This window comes from Alteromonas sp. S167 (assembly GCF_036864375.1).
In the GTDB taxonomy this organism is placed as follows: Bacteria; Pseudomonadota; Gammaproteobacteria; order Enterobacterales; family Alteromonadaceae; genus Alteromonas.
The window spans coordinates 120,325-138,490 of sequence record NZ_JAZETR010000010.1 but is presented as its reverse complement, the minus strand read 5'-3'; the positions used below and the strand labels follow the sequence as shown (position 1 = coordinate 138,490).

Annotated in this window: 20 protein-coding genes; 8 read left to right on the top strand and 12 right to left on the bottom strand. The window is 45.2% G+C overall.

Features of this window, described 5'->3' with window-relative positions; all coding sequences use genetic code 11:
• Positions 1-21: 21 nt before the first annotated feature.
• Positions 22-711 carry a proteobacterial dedicated sortase system response regulator gene (pdsR, locus tag V7R35_RS15410; protein WP_334015812.1) on the bottom strand — a complete coding sequence of 230 codons (690 nt, stop codon included), beginning with the start codon at positions 709-711 and terminating at the stop codon, positions 22-24.
• A gap of 290 nt (positions 712-1,001) precedes the next feature.
• On the opposite strand from pdsR, the gene pdsO reads away from it, so the two are divergent.
• On the top strand, positions 1,002-1,793 hold the full coding sequence (pdsO, locus tag V7R35_RS15405) for a sortase-associated OmpA-like protein PdsO (protein WP_334015811.1): 792 nt from the start codon (positions 1,002-1,004) through the stop codon (positions 1,791-1,793).
• A gap of 37 nt (positions 1,794-1,830) precedes the next feature.
• On the opposite strand, the gene V7R35_RS15400 is transcribed toward pdsO, so the two are convergent.
• Entirely contained in the window at positions 1,831-2,454 is a 624-nt protein-coding gene (locus V7R35_RS15400) for a carboxymuconolactone decarboxylase family protein (protein ID WP_334015810.1), read from the bottom strand.
• A 271-nt stretch (positions 2,455-2,725) separates the two neighbouring features.
• On the opposite strand from V7R35_RS15400, the gene V7R35_RS15395 reads away from it, so the two are divergent.
• Genes V7R35_RS15395 through trmB form a run of 3 tightly spaced genes read left to right on the top strand, consistent with a single transcriptional unit; the run spans position 2,726 to position 5,185 of the window.
• Positions 2,726-3,652, top strand: a complete 927-nt coding sequence (locus V7R35_RS15395) for an ABC transporter ATP-binding protein (protein WP_334015809.1) — start codon at positions 2,726-2,728, stop codon at positions 3,650-3,652.
• A 49-nt stretch (positions 3,653-3,701) separates the two neighbouring features.
• Complete coding sequence (locus V7R35_RS15390; protein WP_334015808.1) at positions 3,702-4,517, top strand: ABC transporter permease; 816 nt, start codon at positions 3,702-3,704, stop codon at positions 4,515-4,517.
• Positions 4,517-5,185 carry a tRNA (guanine(46)-N(7))-methyltransferase TrmB gene (gene trmB, locus V7R35_RS15385; protein WP_334015807.1) on the top strand — a complete coding sequence of 223 codons (669 nt, stop codon included), beginning with the start codon at positions 4,517-4,519 and terminating at the stop codon, positions 5,183-5,185. The genes V7R35_RS15390 and trmB overlap by 1 nt, the downstream gene beginning before the upstream one ends.
• A 63-nt stretch (positions 5,186-5,248) precedes the next feature.
• Here the strand turns inward: trmB and V7R35_RS15380 are convergent, their stop codons facing one another.
• Positions 5,249-5,980, bottom strand: coding sequence for an EAL domain-containing protein (locus tag V7R35_RS15380; protein ID WP_334015806.1), 732 nt, complete (start codon positions 5,978-5,980; stop codon positions 5,249-5,251).
• A 366-nt stretch (positions 5,981-6,346) separates the two neighbouring features.
• Between V7R35_RS15380 and panP the strand changes: the two genes are divergently transcribed.
• On the top strand, positions 6,347-7,984 hold the full coding sequence (gene panP, locus V7R35_RS15375) for a pyridoxal-dependent aspartate 1-decarboxylase PanP (RefSeq protein ID WP_334015805.1): 1,638 nt from the start codon (positions 6,347-6,349) through the stop codon (positions 7,982-7,984).
• A gap of 135 nt (positions 7,985-8,119) precedes the next feature.
• Here panP and panC read toward each other — a convergent pair whose 3' ends face one another.
• The 7 genes from panC to sfsA form a co-directional block, all read right to left on the bottom strand.
• The gene (gene panC, locus V7R35_RS15370) at positions 8,120-8,968 is read right to left on the bottom strand and encodes a pantoate--beta-alanine ligase (protein ID WP_334015804.1); all 849 of its coding nucleotides are present in this window, start codon (positions 8,966-8,968) and stop codon (positions 8,120-8,122) included.
• Between the two features lie 80 nt (positions 8,969-9,048).
• Complete coding sequence (gene panB, locus V7R35_RS15365; protein WP_334015803.1) at positions 9,049-9,843, bottom strand: 3-methyl-2-oxobutanoate hydroxymethyltransferase; 795 nt, start codon at positions 9,841-9,843, stop codon at positions 9,049-9,051.
• A gap of 74 nt (positions 9,844-9,917) precedes the next feature.
• A complete protein-coding gene (folK, locus tag V7R35_RS15360; protein ID WP_334015802.1) occupies positions 9,918-10,415 on the bottom strand; it encodes a 2-amino-4-hydroxy-6-hydroxymethyldihydropteridine diphosphokinase in 498 nt (165 codons plus the stop codon).
• Positions 10,408-11,724 (bottom strand): polynucleotide adenylyltransferase PcnB, encoded by a 1,317-nt coding sequence (gene pcnB, locus V7R35_RS15355; protein WP_334015801.1) that lies wholly within the window; start codon positions 11,722-11,724, stop codon positions 10,408-10,410. The genes folK and pcnB overlap by 8 nt, the downstream gene beginning before the upstream one ends.
• Positions 11,725-11,822: 98 nt before the next feature.
• Complete coding sequence (gene gluQRS, locus V7R35_RS15350; protein ID WP_334015800.1) at positions 11,823-12,791, bottom strand: tRNA glutamyl-Q(34) synthetase GluQRS; 969 nt, start codon at positions 12,789-12,791, stop codon at positions 11,823-11,825.
• 62 nt (positions 12,792-12,853) lie between these two features.
• Complete coding sequence (gene dksA, locus V7R35_RS15345; RefSeq protein ID WP_334015799.1) at positions 12,854-13,303, bottom strand: RNA polymerase-binding protein DksA; 450 nt, start codon at positions 13,301-13,303, stop codon at positions 12,854-12,856.
• Between the two features lie 222 nt (positions 13,304-13,525).
• Positions 13,526-14,227, bottom strand: a complete 702-nt coding sequence (sfsA, locus tag V7R35_RS15340; RefSeq protein ID WP_334015797.1) for a DNA/RNA nuclease SfsA — start codon at positions 14,225-14,227, stop codon at positions 13,526-13,528.
• Positions 14,228-14,333: 106 nt separating this feature from the next.
• Between sfsA and pepB the strand changes: the two genes are divergently transcribed.
• Positions 14,334-15,617: an aminopeptidase PepB gene (gene pepB / locus V7R35_RS15335; protein ID WP_334015796.1), complete on the top strand. Its 1,284-nt coding sequence runs from the start codon at positions 14,334-14,336 to the stop codon at positions 15,615-15,617.
• 87 nt (positions 15,618-15,704) lie between these two features.
• On the opposite strand, the gene V7R35_RS15330 is transcribed toward pepB, so the two are convergent.
• On the bottom strand, positions 15,705-15,887 hold the full coding sequence (locus V7R35_RS15330) for a helix-turn-helix domain-containing protein (protein ID WP_334015795.1): 183 nt from the start codon (positions 15,885-15,887) through the stop codon (positions 15,705-15,707).
• 369 nt (positions 15,888-16,256) lie between these two features.
• Here V7R35_RS15330 and V7R35_RS15325 point away from each other — a divergent pair, with 369 nt between their 5' ends.
• Positions 16,257-16,859, top strand: coding sequence for a YhgN family NAAT transporter (locus tag V7R35_RS15325; protein ID WP_334015794.1), 603 nt, complete (start codon positions 16,257-16,259; stop codon positions 16,857-16,859).
• Entirely contained in the window at positions 16,860-17,438 is a 579-nt protein-coding gene (locus V7R35_RS15320) for a YjaG family protein (RefSeq protein WP_334015793.1), read from the top strand.
• A gap of 27 nt (positions 17,439-17,465) precedes the next feature.
• On the opposite strand, the gene rsmD is transcribed toward V7R35_RS15320, so the two are convergent.
• The gene (gene rsmD, locus V7R35_RS15315; protein WP_334015792.1) at positions 17,466-18,134 is read right to left on the bottom strand and encodes a 16S rRNA (guanine(966)-N(2))-methyltransferase RsmD; all 669 of its coding nucleotides are present in this window, start codon (positions 18,132-18,134) and stop codon (positions 17,466-17,468) included.
• Positions 18,135-18,166 lie beyond the last annotated feature (32 nt).

The following is an 18,166-nucleotide window of genomic DNA, read 5'->3' as shown; positions in this document are numbered from 1 at the left end:
AGCTAATACGTGATTTCTATGTTACGGCTGCCAGCGATAACCCATACCGTAAACGGTATCGATATGCTCAAAATTGGCATCTAGCTGCACAAATTTTTTGCGCATGCGCTTAATGTGCGACGTAATAGTGGTGTCATCTACCACCATTCTAGATTCATCCATTAACTGCTGTCGGCTTTTAACATGCCCAGGGCGTTTAATAAGCGCGTGCAGCATCCAAAATTCGGTTACGGTAAGCAGTACAGGCTGGTTTTGCCAACTTACAGTCATTCTTGAAACGTCCACTTTTAAATCGCCCACTTTCAATTCGTCTTTTTGCTCAGTAGGTGCGGCCAACAGGTCTGTTCTTCTGAACAAAGCGGCGATACGAGCAAGCAGGTGAGCCATGCTGATATCTTTGGTTAAATAGTCGTCGGCACCCATTCGTAAACCACTTATGGTATCAACATCGTTGTCGCGAGCCGTGAAAAATATAATAGGCAGGGTTTGTGACAAACTGCGCAACTGCTGGCAAAGCATAAATCCACCTTCAATTTCATCTTTTAAGCCAATATCAATAATGGCAAGGTCGGGCAGAGTGTGGGTAAACGCTTCTGCCGCAGAGGGTCTATCATCGTATGCATTCACGCTGTAGCCCTGTGCCTGAAGGGCCATAATGTAGTTCTCTCGAATGGCTGCATCATCTTCAACTAAGGCGATGGTTTTTGGCATGCTGTGGTTCCGTCGTTCTTCAAACAGGGTGTGTCAATGTGCACACTATACCTTTGAAAAGCCACCTTTGCTTAAGTTCGACATAAAATCCTCAAGAGTGCCTCATTTACGCCATATTTCTCCAAAACCATCACAACATTTCCTCAAACTATCGCACTTTCTGCCACTTATCGGCGGTTAAATAGCGTCATACCAAATGACTTACAGCAACACACTTTATCAACAAACTACCCTTTGCGTTGTGCGTCCCCCCAACGGCGCACAACGCTTTTTTTGAAGAGGATTTATTTATGTCACTACATTATTCACTGCATCGCACTTTTAATGCTTTCACATACACCGCTGCAGCAGGGTTAATGGCGCTTTCACTAAACGTTTCTGCCAGTACATCAAATCAGTACAACACACACCAAGTGCAGCAAAACACACAGCAATTGCAGCAGAACGAAGAGTCCAAGGCTGCTGCTATTGGTCTTGGCAGTGGTGTGGTAGTGGGCGCCATTGTGGCCGGCCCTGTTGGTGCAGCGGTAGCCGGTATTGTTGGTGCACTTTTGGGAGAAAATACAGCTCAAGAAAATGCGCTACAAAATAACCGTGAAGCGTTAAGTAAAGCGAACGATGAAAATACTGCTTTACTTGCTGCTAACCAGAGTATGCAAGAGCAGCTTATGATAACGAAAGTGGCGTACAGCGAAGAACTAGTGCAAGCACCTGCGCCAACACTTAAAAGCAGTATTCAGTTTAAATCTGGCTCTGTGGTGGTAGAGCCTGCGTATCAAGAGCAGTTATCACTTATCGCTAGTGCGCTTAAGGGTAATGAAAAACTGAGTATTCGTTTAACCGGTCAAGCTGATCAGCGCGGTGATACCCAGTTTAACGAAGCGCTTTCAATGCAGCGTGCACTAAGTGTTAAGAAAGAATTAACCCAGCGTGGTGTATCGGAAACACAAATAATGACGGTAGCTGTCGGCGAGTCGCAAAGTAAACAAACCGAACATGAAGGTATTTTCTTTGATAGAAAAGTAGAAATGGAAATTGCCGAGCGAGCGCCGGTACTTATGAGTAACAGCGCGAACTATTGATTGCCTTGGTGTTGGCCGAGCTTAATTAAGCTCGGTTTTATTCCTTAACGTGTTTACCGCCAGTCCATCCACCTTGAGCAAGTACCTCGTCACCTAGTGCCTTGGGTGACGATTCAATTTCGGTGGCCATTGAGTCGTTCCAGCGATTTAAGAAGCCATACAAACTTACGGCACCAAGAATTTCGACAATTTCCTCTTCTTTCCAATGCGTACGCATTGCTTCCATAAGTGGGGCATCAACAGCATTAGGGACACTGCCTGCTGCTAGGGCAAAATCTAGCGCCATGCGTTCGGCCTGCGTGTAGAGTGGACTTGTTTGATATTCCCACACCGCAGCTACTTTTTCGTCGCTAATACCGTGAATTCCTGCAGCAATTAGCGAATGCGCTTCGCAATACTGACAGCCCGCAGCGCGGCTGGCAAAGTGGGCAATTAGTCGTTTGAAACCGCCATCTACAACACTGCCTTCACCCATTACCCCTTTAGTTAGCGCGGCAAAGCCTTTTACCATCTCTGGTTTGCGCTGCATGGTAAGTAAACTGTTGGGAATAAAACCCAATATATCGATAAAAACGGCAAAGTCGTCGGCCAACTCTGGCGTTGTCTCAGGTGGCAATGGTGGCAGCAAAGGCGCGGGAGAAGTATTCTTGTTGTTAGACATTATAAATGGCCCTGTATTTATTATTATCCATTACATTTCAATATAAGCCGCATCTGCGGTAAAACTTGAAATGTGTACTTTTTATACCCACCTACTGTGGTGTATTTAATCGTTAAAAACAATGACTAAATCGCGTTGATGTTCTAACTGCCAAGCGTTTTACGTTAAACTGTATATTCGCGTTAAATCTTTACCATGCGCGCTTGCATGAAAAACTGCGATTGTCTCTTTCCAAAGTATGTCACTGCGACATTCAAAATACAGGCTACACATGAAAGCTTTAGATATTAAAGGGTTAACAAAAACCTATAAGGGTGGCGTACAAGCATTAAAAGGCGTTGACCTTTCAGTTGAACAAGGCGATTTCTTCGCTTTGTTGGGCCCAAATGGTGCAGGTAAATCAACCACTATCGGCATTATTAGCTCGTTGGTGAATCAAACCGATGGTCAGGTGTCTGTATTTGGCTATGACCTTACAACCCAAAAAGAACAGGCTAAAGCCTGTATTGGGTTAGTGCCGCAAGAATTTAATTTCAACCAGTTTGAAACGGTTTTACAAATTGTTCTAAACCAGGCTGGTTACTATGGCGTTCCGCGTAATGTAGCCAAAGAGCGTGCTAAGAAATACCTTGCCCAATTAGACTTGTGGGAAAAGCGAGACGCACGTGCGCGTGAACTGTCTGGCGGTATGAAACGCAGGCTTATGATTGCACGTGCGCTGATGCACGAGCCTAAACTGCTAATATTAGACGAGCCAACCGCTGGTGTTGATATAGAAATTCGCCGCTCAATGTGGGGTTTCCTAGAAGAAATTAATCGTGCGGGCATTACTATTATTCTTACTACCCACTACCTTGAAGAAGCTGAAATGCTGTGTCGCAATATCGCCATTATTAATAAAGGTACTATTGTAGAAAATACGAGTATGAAAGCGCTGTTGTCTAAGCTTAGCCTAGAAACCTTTGTGCTAGATATATCTGTACCTGAGTCGGCAGCAGCACCATCGCTTAGCGGCTTTGAGAGCAGGCTTATCGATGAGCACACATTAGAAGTGGATGTTGAAAAAACAGAAGGCCTAAACCCCGTTTTCTCTCAGTTAAGTGAGCAGGGTATTCAAGTAATGAGTATGCGCAATAAATCTAACCGCTTGGAAGAATTATTTGTGCGCCTTGTAGAGTCGGCAAAGCAAGCTGGTTAGCAGGTTTGCTACATCCTCCGCTGCAACGCAACGAATACGGTATTAAACAGTGAAAACAGAAACCACAGTAATGAATACAGAACAAAATACCAGCTGGTTAAAGCAAAACTATGTGGCGCTAACCACTATCTGGATAAAAGAGTGCACGCGCTTTTTGCGTATTTGGGTACAAACCTTGGTGCCGCCAGCTATTACTATGAGCCTTTACTTCGTTATTTTCGGCAGCCTTATTGGTAACCGCATAGGCGAAATGGGTGGCTTTACCTACATGGAGTTTATTGTACCTGGGCTTATTATGATGTCGGTTATTACCAACTCATACGCCAACGTGTCGTCGTCTTTCTTTAGTGCTAAGTTTCAACGCAATATTGAAGAGCTGTTAGTCTCACCAGTACCTACTTCGGTAATAATTCTTGGCTATGTAGGCGGTGGTGTAGCGCGTGCAATCCTTATTGGCATTATCGTTACCATGGTGTCGCTGTTTTTTGTTGATGTTCAAATTCACAATATTGGCATTATTGCTTTAACCCTTTTACTTACTTCAACGCTATTTGCTACCGCAGGTTTGATTAACGCAGTGTTTGCTAAAACCTTCGACGATATCAGCGTAGTACCCACCTTTGTGCTTACTCCCCTAACGTATTTAGGTGGCGTGTTTTATTCGCTTTCACTGTTACCAGAGTTCTGGCAGTGGGTAAGTAAAGCCAATCCAGTGGTATATATGGTTAACGGGTTCCGCTATGGGTTTTTAGGGGTATCAGACGTAAACGTAACCCTATCGCTAGGGCTGCTAGTGGGCTTCAATACATTGCTGTTTAGTGTGGCGTATTACCTTCTCAAAACAGGTAAGGGCATACGCAGTTAATGGCTTCAGGAAACTCTAGAGAAATAACCACCACGCAACAAGGCATTCACGATAAGCTTGACGAGCTGGTGGTGAAATACCAAAAAAGCGAAAACAAACGTCCTATTAGCGACCACACACAGACTGCGTTTGATGAGGTTAGTGCATGGCTAGACGGTTTTAAAGGCGATGTTATTTTAGATTCGTGCTGTGGTGTTGGTGAGAGTACAGCGAACATTGCCAATGCCTATCCTGAAGCACGGGTTATTGGTATCGATAAGTCTGCTCTTCGCGTAGACAAACATATGCACTACAGTACACAAAGTCAGAACTACCGCGTTATTCGTGCAGACGTGAATGACTTTTGGCGTTTGGTAAGGGCGGCCAATTGGAATGTGGTAAAACACTTTTTGCTTTACCCCAATCCGTACCCGAAAAAAACACAGGTACAAAAGCGTTGGCATGCCAGCGCGGCGATGGTCGATTTAATGGCAATAACGCCAAATATTGAAGTGCGAAGTAACTGGCTTATCTATGTCATGGAGTTTGCTCAGGCAGCAAAACATTATGGTGTAGTAAGCGATTTAGCAGAAGTCACTGGCGAGAAGCATATGACGCCTTTCGAACGAAAGTATCGCGAAAGCGGTCAGCCGTGCTGGCAATTAATGTGCAGCAGCGACGAAGAATAAGTTCGAGAAGATTACGCGAAAAAAAGCTAATCGGGCGAAGGCTGAGCGAAAAAAAATTAAGCGTTAGTGTGGTTGCTGAGCCCGCTTTACACTTGCTACAGGCGGGCTAAAAACATATCCCTGAGCATAGCGAATTGGCAAACGCTTAACGCGCTCTAGCTGAGCTTCATCCTCAATGTGTTCAGCAATTACGTTCACGCCGTGCTGCTCGCATAGGTTAAGCACATAGTCTACGTATTCGCGTACTGCGTCTTGGTCGTCGTAATGGCGAATTAAACCGCCAGCTAACTTAATTCCTCGAACAGGAATGTTCATTAGTGCGCGGATATTCCCTGGACACGAACCTACATTATCAATAAAAACCCCCAATCCAGCGTGCATGCTTTTGTCGATAAAGCTCGCTAATTGCTGAGGGTTTGAAAGTGCCGTAGATGCACTTACTTCTGTACTGACTCGTTCAGGATTAGGGTAGCTGGCTAAGTGCGTAATTAACGTATTTGTCAGCTGTTCGTTTTGCAGATCGTTAGATGTAATGTTGAAGTTCCACGGTATATTAAGGTCGTGAAAGTAGTGCGCACATTGCACAAACATACTTGCGGCTAAGGCGCTAATATGATGCTCACGCTCAATAAGATACAGAAACTCACTTGGCAGAAACGTTTTGTCGCCTTGCGTAATTAATCGCGCAAGGCACTCATAGCGCCAAACGCCGCTGCTATCTAAATCAATGATAGGCTGAAAATACGGCACGATGTCGTTCACCGAGAATTCTTCGCTTATTTCTCTAATTGGCATAAACTGACATCCTTACTTGTGCGTATTTATTCATAATTAAAATATAGCAGTATTGAAATGCAATGCCTTAGTTTTAGTGAACATAACAAATATGTTTCACGAATCAGCCTAAATGCTAAGGCGTACCACTTGGCGAAAATTGCAATCTAAGGTAAAGTGCGACACCCTGAAAGTGACGTGATAAACTTTCAGGTTTGACAACGAATGGACCATGTCAGTGCGTATGCGTATACCCCAACGTTGAGCCATGCGGGTAACAATTGCTGCGCGTTAGGGAAAATAGGTGTCAGGCCGGTGTCCTACAAAACCGCCTGTTAATTCCGCCAGCGCGGAATATGTGTTTGTATTTATTGTGAGGTGTGTTGAGTGGGTGAAGCGCAAGTTAGTTTAGAGCACTTGTTTAGGGTCTTTACCAAGCCTGAACACAAAGACTCGAAGCTGGCTCAAATTGAGCAGCATTTATCTGACAACATTTTAGACTTTTTGTCGCAGCATGTTGTTACGAAAAAGACATCGCTTGAAGAAATTGAAAAAGACTTCTCAGACTCGAAAGTGCCTGAGTCGCCTGAGTTCGTTTCAACGCACGCAGAAAGCTTATTGGATAAGCTTGTAGCCCATTCTGTAAATACTTACTCGCCTACGTTTATAGGTCATATGACCTCGGCCCTGCCATATTTTCATCTTCCGCTGTCAAAGCTGATGGTGGGGCTTAACCAAAACCTCGTAAAAATTGAAACGTCGAAGGCCTTTACGCCGTTGGAACGTCAGGTCATCGGTATGATGCACAACTTGGTCTACGATCAGTCTGAGGCGTTTTATAACAAACATCTGCACAGTGCAGCACATTCATTGGGTGCATTTTGTTCTGGTGGTACTATTGCCAATATCACTGCGCTTTGGGTAGCTCGCAATAAAATGCTTGGCCCTCAAAAAGGTTTTTCTGGTGTGTCAAAAGCAGGTCTGGCTGCGGCATATCGCCATTACGACATTAACAACCTTGGCGTAATGTGCTCTAAACGCGGGCACTACTCGCTGTCTAAAGCAGTAGACGTCTTGGGTATTGGCAGAGAGCAGTTAATTACACTGCCGGCACCACACCAAACGCTAGACCCTGCAAAGGCGCTTCGCGCAGGTAAGCGTTACCAGGAAGAAGGTAACAAGTTGCTAGCTATTGTTGGTGTGGGTGGAACTACTGAAACCGGTCACGTAGACCCATTAGATGAGCTTGCCGATGTGGCCAAAGAGCTTGGCTGTTGGTTCCATGTAGACGCAGCATGGGGCGGCGCAACGTTATTCTCATCACGCTATCGCTCTCGTTTGAAAGGCATTGAACGTGCTGACTCTGTTACTATCGATGCCCACAAGCAAATGTACGTACCTATGGGTGCCGGTATGGCCCTATTTAAAGACCCGCAAAACGCCAATGCGGTAAGGCATCACGCGCAATATATTTTACGTGCCGGCTCTAAAGACTTAGGTGCAACTACCCTTGAAGGTTCGCGAAACGGCATGGCCATGATGGTGTACTCAGCGCTGCATATCTTTGGTCGTAAAGGCTACGAGCTGCTAATTGATAGAAGTATTGATAAAGCCAGTGACTTCGCCAATATGATTGATAAGGCACAAGACTTCGAGCTAACCACATCGCCAACGTTGTCGCTGTTAACCTATCGTGTATGTCCGCAAGAAGTGCAGCAAAAACTGAAGCACGTAAACGCGAAAATGCGCAATGCCATTAATCAAAAAATTGATGCACTCGTTGTAGCGGTACAAAAGCAACAGCGGGAAGCGGGTAAGTCGTTTGTGTCGCGTACACGATTAGAAGCGCCAGACTATCCTTCGCAATGCATAACGGTGTTTCGTGTAGTACTGGCGAATCCGCTTACTAGCCATAACGACCTTGCAGCGATTTTGGCTGAGCAACATTTAATAGCCAAAGAAACGCAGGCGTGGAAAGAGCTTATTGATTTTGTGTCTGATGAGGCACTTCTTGCTTCGGCCTAGTGCATCATGCCTATGCTAGTAGGCAGCTAGCTTAAACAACACATTAAACGAAAAAGCCCGAACGGTATTACCATTCGGGCTTTTTGCATTTAAGTCACCACAGTTTTAAGTGTGTTTTGATTGTGACCTAACGTATTAAACGTGTACTTGTATGTTGTCGATAAGCCGTGTTTTACCCATAAATAACGCAACAACGATAACAAGGTGAGCATCAGTGGCTGAGGCCGGCATAAACGTACTTGCGTTCACAACTTTTACGTAGTCGTTTCTGAACCCTTTTTCTTCTAAATCCGCCACGGTAGATGCTTCAAGCTCGTCGAAATTCTTATTGCCCTTCTCGATTGCCAGTTTCATGCGCTGCATCGCTTGATAAATTTCACTGGCCGTTGCCTTTTCTTCCTCTGACAAATAGCCGTTGCGCGAACTCATGGCTAAACCCGATGTCTCGCGCTCTGTAGGGACACCGTGGATAGTAACTGCCATAGAAAGGTCGCGGGCCATAGTGCGAATAACGGCAAGTTGCTGAAAGTCTTTTTCTCCGAAGAAGGCGTCGTCAGGCTGCACCATATTGAACAGCTTACTTACTACCGTTGCTACGCCGCGAAAGTGGCCTGGACGGCTAGCGCCGCACAGTACGTCAGAAATGCCGGGTACTTCTACGAAGGTTTGTGCATCAAGCCCAGCAGGGTACATATCAGCAACGCTAGGAAGAAATACCGCATCTGTACCCTCTGCGACAAGCTTCGCTTTATCTTGTTCTATTGTGCGAGGGTAAGCATCTAAATCTTCGTTTTTGCCAAACTGCATAGGGTTAACAAAGATACTTACTATTACCTTATCGTTGTGCGCTTTAGCGCGCTTAACTAACTTAAGGTGGCCATCATGCAAATTGCCCATGGTAGGCACAAAACCAACGCTAAGGCCGCTGCGTTTCCAATCACCAATGAGCTCGCGTAATGCTGCAGTGCTATCGATAACCTTCATATCTGTATTAACCTTTCTATCTAATCCAAGCTTAGTAATGTTTTGCCGTGCTTTTCGAAACTTATTTATTCGAAACCCATCTATTCGAAGCTGTGTTCAGCAGAAGGGAACGCGCCGCTTTCTACTTCTTCAATGTACTTGGCAACGGCCTTACGCATATCGCCCGTTTCTACTAAGTAATTCTTCGAAAACTTAGGCATGTAGTTTGCGCTTATCCCGAACATATCATGCATCACCAATATTTGACCGTCGGTGTCTTTGCCTGCGCCAATACCAATTACTGGAATGGTAAGGGCTTCACTCACTGCTTTTCCTAGTGATGAAGGCACGCACTCAAGAACAAGTAGTTGAATACCCGCTTGCTCTAGCGCCTTAGCTTCTTCAATTAGCTTTTCAGCTTGGCTTGCTTCACGGCCTTGTACCTTAAAGCCACCAAATACATGCACAGACTGTGGCGTTAAGCCTAGGTGACCACATACGGGCACACCGCGTAAATTTAGTCCAGCTATGGTGTCACACAGCCAGCTACCGCCTTCCATTTTTACCATGCTTGCACCCGCTGCCATAAGCTTGGCGGCGTTGGTAAAGGTTTGCTCTGGTGTGGCGTAACTCATAAACGGCATATCTGCCAGCACAAATGCGCGTTGAGTGCCTTTGCGAACACTTCTAGTGTGATAAGCAATGTCATCAATTGTTACAGGTAACGTATCGTCTTCGCCCTGTAGAACCATCCCTAACGAGTCACCAATCAGCAGTGCGTCTATGCCTTGCTCGTCGAACATTTTGGCAAAGCTGGCATCGTAAGCTGTTAACGAGGTAATTTTTTCACCTGCTTGCTTCTTCTTGAGCAAGCCTGAAACCGTAACTTTTTTCATGACATGATCCAGATAATGTTAGGAAATCGGTACTAAATATCGATATTGTGTGGCGAACTATACGGATTTTGCTGCTAATTGGAAGTGCGAAGACGACGAAGGCCATCTAGTGTGCAGCTAGCAACCCAGCTAGATAGTGGCTTGCCGTCATGCATTACCATGTTTGGGGCAATTTCAAAAAGCGGTACTAAAACAAACTCACGGCCAGACATTCCATAATGAGGGATCGTTAAATCTGCGGTGTCGATATTTTCGCTGCCGTACAGCAAAATATCGAGATCTAACGTGCGCGGGCCCCAGCGCTCACCTTTGCGTTCACGGCCTTCTTCTAATTCGATTCGCTGTAACTGTTTAAGTAAGCCGTGAGGTTTTAATGCGGTTTCTATCAGTACTACTGCATTGATGTAATCGGGCTGATCTTGAGGGCCCATAGGCTTACTAGAATACAGTGAAGAGGTTTTAAGAACGCGTGTGTCTTCTAACCTTCCTATAGCATCAAAAGCACGCTTTGCTTTTTCTTCACTTTCACCAAGATTACTGCCAACACCAATATAAACGTGCTCTTTATGCATCTGAGTCTTTCCTAGCTGGGCGACGCTTACGTTTCTTTGGTGCTCCTTTACCGCCTTCGCTACGTCTTAATGCGTTTAACATGCCTTTTTGTTTGCTATTCTCGGCATGCTGAAAATGTGTCCACCACTGTGCAAGTTCGAGTAAATCGCCACCTTCTGTTTGGCCTCGTGCCAGTAAGAAGTCATAACCTGCTCTGAACTTGGGGTGTGTAAGTAACTGGAATGCTCTACGACCAAAGCGCTTGGGTAATCGCTGCTGTAAAATCCAAATGTCGCGTACCACGGTGGAAAAACGCTTGGGTATCATAATGCGCTGTGTTTGGCGGGCAATAACGTCGCCTGCAGCAATATTAAATGCGTCATGTGCGTTCAAGCCAGACTCAGTTTGAAGGCGCTGAGAGTGCTCTTCTACCGGATACCACAACAACGCTGCATATAAGAAGGCCGGTGTAACACGTTGGTTACTGTTAATTCGTTCATCAGTATTCGCCAACACGCGGCGAATGAACTGCATTTCTTTGCTATTTTCGTCTTTTAAAAATGGCGTTAGCTGTGGGAATAATGGATCTAACAGGCCATATTCGCGCAGCATTAAAAACGTGTCCTCGCCTTTACCTGACAAAAAGAGTTTTAGTGTTTCTTCGAAAAGTCGGGCAGGTGGAATATTTTGCAGTAAGTTAGCTAAAGCCTTGATAGGCGCTGCCGTATTCTTTTCGATATGCATCGACAGTTTTACTGCGAACCGTACGGCGCGTAGCATACGTACAGGGTCTTCACGGTAGCGGGTTTCAGGATCGCCAATTAGCGCAACTTCACGCTTTTCTATGGCTGATAACCCATTGGCAAAATCTTTAACGGTAAAGTCTGCAACGCTGTAGTACATGGCGTTAAAGGTAAAGTCGCGGCGCTGGGCATCTTCTTCAATAGTGCCAAACACGTTGTCGCGAACTAGCTGGCCATGAGCATCACGTTTTGCTGTCACTTTGTGTTTTGGTGTACCTTCGTTTTCGTCAGACTCTTGGTGGTGCCCACGGAACGTGGCAACTTCAATAATCTCTCTACCGAAAACAATATGAGCAAGGCGGAATCGGCGGCCAATAAGGCGACAATTCTTAAACAAACCTTTAATTTGCTCTGGGGTAGCGTTAGTGACTACATCAAAGTCTTTAGGTTCGTGTCCCATCAAAATATCGCGTACACAGCCTCCAACCAAATACGATTCGAAGCCAGCTCCGTTAAGGCGGTACATCACTTTTAACGCGTTAGCACTTACGTCTTCACGTGAAATGCCATGTTCACCTCGAGTCATAACTCTGGGCTTCAGTGCGTTATCAGACGAACTCTCTTTTGAAAAAGCGCGTTTAACAGATTTAAAAACACGATGAATGATGATGGTATCTCCGCAAGCTATAAAGGTTCGCTATAATAAGTGGATTCATGTTGTGGAACAATAATTTCGGGCGTTTTCACTACTTTTTTCCTATCCCAAATGGCAATAGCGTGTGCCAGTAACGCCGAAATATCATTAAATGACGATGCGGCGGGGAAGTCAAAACCTAAAAACTGCATTACCCGCAAAAGGTTTTCTTTCGGTGTAGTATTGTTTACAGGCGCAGCGCGGTTTTGTTTGCTCAACTTTCTTCCGGGTGATACTGCGGCCACAGGTATGTGCCCATAAGTAGGAATCTCATATCCTAGTGTTTGGTAAACGGCTTTTTGCAGCGGCGTGACATCTAACAGGTCACACCCTCGAATAACGTGGTTTACGCCTTGAAACACGTCGTCCAAAATAACCACTAAATTGTAAGAAAACAGGCCGTCTCTGCGCTTTATTACCACATCTTCTGCGCTTGAATTAGCAGTTGAGGCTTCTTGATGCGGGCTATCACACGGTGCTTCGGATTCAATGGGCGTAACATTCCCCATAATGACATCTTCAAATGCTTGTAGTGGTCTAGTCATTGTTAATCGAATAGCAAACTGGTCTTGGTTGTTGCTATCGGGAGCAAGCCCCAAATGTCGGCAATGCCCATTGTAAACGCCGCCCATGGCTTTGATTTGCTTTCTTGTGCACGCGCAGTAGTAGGCTAAGTCTTGCTCAAGTAAACGGTCTACCACTTCTTGATAACGCTGATGCTGCTGACTTTGATAGATGACATCTCCGTTCCAAAACAGCCCATGTTTTTCCAGCGTGCATAAAATATCTTTATCCACACCTGATATGCATCGTGGTTCGTCTATATCTTCCATGCGAAGCAGCCACGTTCCGTGGTTGCTTTTGGCGTCTAGGTAACTTGCAACCGCAGTAACCAGTGAGCCGAAGTGAAGTTGTCCAGAAGGAGAGGGAGCAAAGCGCCCTACGTATTTTTTATGCATAATAACAAAAAGCCCCATCGTTTCGGATGAGGCTTTCTAATCAACTTTACATGGTTAACGCATTAACCTTGTAGTTGTTTCTCTTTAATTTCAGCCATTGTCTTACAGTCAATACATAAGTCTGCTGTAGGACGCGCCTCTAGGCGACGAATACCAATTTCGATTCCGCAAGAATCGCAAAAACCAAAATCGTCTTCTTCAATGCGTTTAAGCGTTTTTTCAATTTTCTTTATTAGCTTACGCTCACGGTCACGCGTACGTAACTCTAGGCTGAACTCTTCTTCTTGTGCAGCACGGTCTACAGGATCTGGGAAGTTTGCAGCTTCATCCTTCATGTGCGTTACCGTACGGTCAACTTCTTCACGAAGTTGGTTGCGCCAAGCTTTAAGCAATAGACGGAAGTGCTCCATTTGGGGCTCGCCCATATACTCTTCGTCTGGCTTTGGCTCGTATGGCTGAAGACCAGCCAGGGCTAATAGTCCTAGGGATTTTGTTTCTTTTCCTGTTGGCATGTGCCACATCTCCTACACTACGACATCCGTCTTGTCCTGAATCAACCGTTATCTATAACAGACTCTAGAACAACAGGCAATCTATCGTGTCTATGTAATTATTGTGCTGGTATCGCTTTACCGTGCCATGTGGCCGCGACTTTCCAGCAAACGCATTAGTGCGTTATACCACTAAAACAAGGCGCAAATATGGCGCCAAACTGAAAAAATTCAACCTATTTTTTACAAAATAACTGGTAGTGATTGATTTAGAATGATTTTTTGTTCATCTATTGAACAGGCCGCAGCGATAACTTCCACGCCAGCATCTTGCGCAGTCTTTACGCATTTGGCATAGGTTGGATCAATATGTTCAGCAACACTCACAGTGGCGATGGCTGTGTGTTGCACACAAAAAAGCAGTGAGGTTTTAATGCCACTTTTCGCCAGTCTTGCCAATTCTAAGCAGTGTTTAGCGCCGCGCTCGGTAACGGCATCAGGAAAATAACCTTTATTGCCGTCGGCCAATGTGACCGATTTTACTTCCATAAATTGTGTGTGGCTGTTGTTATAAAGCGCGAAGTCGAAACGACTATTTGCACCAGGTGGTGTTACTTCAGCTTTCCAACTATCGATGGAAGAAAATTGCGTTAGTACCTTGTTATTTAGGGCTTCCGCCACCAACTTATTAGCATTGTGCGTGTTTATGCCGATGAAGTGACCGTCAAAGGTTTCTGCAAGTTCCCACGTATATTTGAGCTTGCGTTTAGGATTGTTTGATTCGCTTAAGTACACCGTGAAACCGGGCTCAGCACAGCCTGTCATGGCTCCAGTGTTAGGGCAGTGTGCGGTTACCACTGAGCCATCAGCAAGTTCAACATCGGCCAAAAAGCGCTTGTACCTTTTTACAAGCGTGCCGCGTATTAACGCAGGTGCAAAGTTCATAGTTTTCCCTGAGCTTAAATAACCAAAACGCGCAGATTAACAGACATTCGGGTGAGTCAGTAGTGATTACCCGCATACAGCAACAACTGATAAGGATTAAAACGCAATGGCAGAATTTACCGTTAGCCTCTCGACTAGCAGCGCACAGGCTGCGTGGGGAGAGAATGCAAAACTTTCTTTCAATGAAACCGGTGCGGTAATTCACCTACCCGACGACAGTCAAAACGCGCGTTTAATTCAGCAAGCGGCGCGTAAACTTGATGGTTTGAACTTACCTGGCGTTACCCTTGTTGGCGATTGGCAAAAAGAACAACAGTGGGCATTTGCACTTAGCTTCACTAAAGCACGTAACCCAGCTTCAATTGAATGGGCAGACAACGGTGACAAAGCGGCGTTAGAGCAAGAGTACGCGGCATTATTGTTTACCCGCCAGTTGGTGAACGAAACGCCAGAAGACCTAAGCCCAGAAACATTGGCACAGCGCGCTGCAGAATGGCTTAAATCGCTGGGCGGTGACAACGTAACCTACAGCATGACTGTTGGCGAGGCGCTGAAAGAAGAAGGGTGGATTGGCATTTATAATGTAGGTCGAGGCAGTGAACGCCCGCCTGCTATGTTGGTATTAGATTACAACCCAACCGGTAATGACGATGCGCAGGTTGATGCCGTATTGGTGGGTAAAGGCATTACATTTGACAGTGGAGGATACAGTATCAAGTCAAGCGAAGGTATGCTTGATATGAAGTGTGACATGGGTGGCGCTGCTACAGTGACAGGTGCACTGGGTTTAGCGATAACACAAGGCATTCAAAAGCGCATTCAACTTATTTTATGCTGTGCAGAAAACCTTATCAGTGGACACGCTTATAAGCTTGGCGATGTTTTAACCTATAAAAACGGTGTTACTGTTGAAGTCGTCAATACCGATGCTGAAGGTAGATTAGTGCTGGCCGATGGCTTAATGCTTGCCACAGACACTGGCGCACCACTTATTATTGATGCTGCAACGCTTACCGGTGCTGCTGTAGTTGCTTTAGGGTCGGATTACCACGGTGTGTTCTCTCTTGACGATAATGCAAGAGAGCAGATGCTGGCCGCTGCAAAGGCGGAAAATGAGCGGTTTTGGCCACTTCCTTTAGAATCATTCCATGCTGATCGTTGTCCATCTGCGTTTGCCGATACAGCAAACAGTCGTCCAATGAAAGGTGGCGGCGGTGGCGGTGCATCAAATGCTGCAGGTTTCTTATCGCGCTTTGTAAAGCATGAAGGTTGGGTGCACTTAGATTTAGCCGCGGCCTATCATGGCGGCGCAACGGCTGAAATGCCTGTTGGCGCTACCGCGAAAGGCATTCGCTCAATTGCGCGCATGTTGAAAGACTTTAAAGCGTAAGCATCAACAGCACGTTTTGTTGAATAAACAAAAAAGGCACTGCTATTTATATACAGTGCCTTTTTAGATTGTGTAACTGCGGGGAAACTAGATGCCGCCGAGACGCTCTGCTAGTTGCTTATAGCGTTCTACGTCAGCTTTATCAAAAAGCGGATTACCGTCTGCATCTTTATCTTTCGACACCAAAAGGCTCTCCCTCTCCAAGCGCTCTACGCGAACATCTTGTACATCTAAGAAAGCAGCTACTTCTTTTACTGTCATTAAACTCATTGTTAATTATCCACTTGTTAATATTGATTGTTATTATTCTACTGTTCATGTCACGAACGTTTTCGATGATAACACCATTACATCAAAAGGGTTGGTGTTAAGACATTAGCCAAAAGTTGTAGGTGTTCGTTTTTCTCGTGCCTTTAAAATAGAAGGCGTATTTGAAAAAACGAGTTTGTTCATAACTCAGTAGAACGTAAATTTATGTCAACACGCTCTAGCGTTACTCCTATTATTTAAGCGCAAATTTTCTATTTTTCGAATATTTTTTCTGCTTCGTTAAATATAGGTGTTTTTAAATTGAAGCCGCTTGGTTTACCATGGCGCGCATCAGCACACCGCAACCACATTCTTTGGAGAAGAGACAATATGGATACTTGGTCAGCCGCCATAATGCTTTTTTTGATCATGGATCCGCTTGGAAATCTTCCTGTTTTTATGTCGGTGCTAAAGTCTATTGAGCCGAAGCGCAGACAGATAATTCTCATTCGCGAGTTATTGTTTGCACTGGGCATACTGTTCTTGTTTTTGTTTAGTGGTCAATCGGTGCTTAACTTCCTAAACGTTGAGCAAGAAACCGTGAGTATCGCGGGCGGGATTATTCTATTTCTAATTGCATTGAAAATGATTTTCCCTTCTTCAGGTAACCCAAGTGGTCTTGCTGTTGGTGAAGAACCTTTTTTAGTACCGCTTGCAATCCCAATGATTGCTGGCCCTTCTACACTAGCAGCACTCATTCTGCTGGCAAATCAGGCGCCAGATAGAATGACAGACTGGTCGATTGCTTTGGCGGCGTCGTGGTCGATCAGTGCTGTAATTTTGATGTTCTCAAATGTTTTTCATAAAATTCTAGGAGAACGCGGATTAGTTGCCATGGAGCGCCTTATGGGAATGATCCTTGTGATGATTGCCATTCAGATGCTACTTGATGGCGTTACGAAATATTTCATGCATGCCACCGGAGCTCTATAAATGGCGAAGCAAAAACTGAATACATTTGGTCGTGTAAGAGCCTTGGAAGGCTGGAAAGCCATTGCTTTTGGCGCGGCGTTGCTTGAACGCATGCTGCCCAACTACACCTTATTTTGCGATGTAACTGAAACGGGCGATGCACCTACACTGCGCAACTGTTTGAATCTTGTTTGGGAAACATTGAAGTCACCTAAAAGCAAATTCAACGTAGGCGTTCAGCTTGAAAAAGTGGAAGTAGCAACACCAGATACCAGTGAGTTTGATAACTATGGTGTTTACCCTGCCATTGATGCTGCTATTGGTTTAGCCGCACTTTTAAATTTAGTTGCCGGCGATGACCCTCAAGGTGCCGTAGTGGTTAGCAAATTGTCTCAAGGTAGTGTGGAAGCATATTTACTGGCCGCAGAGGAAGCCTCTGACGAAACGGTAAAAGAACATCCGCTAATGGCTTTTGAAGTAGAAGTACAAAACGAATTGCTAGACTACATAGAGCAAGCGAAGTATCCAGCCAAAGCATGTGAAGAAATGAAGCAGCTTGCGCTTGAAGCGGGTATTTCAAACATTGGTCTTGAGCTTTAACGCTTGAGACAGCCTTGAGCGCCGTTTCTAGGCCTCTACCTGAATTAACATATACACAAGTGCGCTTGTCCGCTTTTCTTTTGTAATACGCCAGTTTGCCGGAAGGGGTGGCGTTTCAAGCGTACTCTCGTGTTCTAAATAGATGACACTGTCCTTGTCAACGCACTGCGCTAGCGCTTTTAACGTTGGTGCTACCAAGCCTTTGTAAAAAGGTGGGTCGACAAACACAATATCAAACTTACTATTAGCAAAGCTTTCAATGGCGCGTAAAGCGTCAGTATTATGCACAACTGCAGTCGCAGTATCGTTTATTTTTAGGGTTCTAAGGTTTTCTTTCAGCTGAGCACTGGCTTGCTTGTCTAATTCAACGAAGTCGCAGTGTGAAGCATAGCGAGAAAGCGCTTCAAGTCCCAACCCACCAGAACCCGCGAAGACATCTAAACAACGTGCGTCGCTTAAATAGGGCATTAGCCAATTAAATAATGTTTCTTTGTTTCTATCTGTAGTGGGGCGTAAACCTTCGGCATTTAGCACGGGTAACTTTCTACCGCGCCATTGGCCACCAATAATTCTTATCTGGCCAACGCTATTTCCACGTTGAGAATTGGCTTTTTTAACCCCATTTCGGTTTTTTGCAGAAGATGGTGCCCGAGATGGGCGAGAAACTCGCTTCATAGTAGCTGACAATGGTATCATGCGTTCATACATTAGGCGGCAAGTGTAGCCGA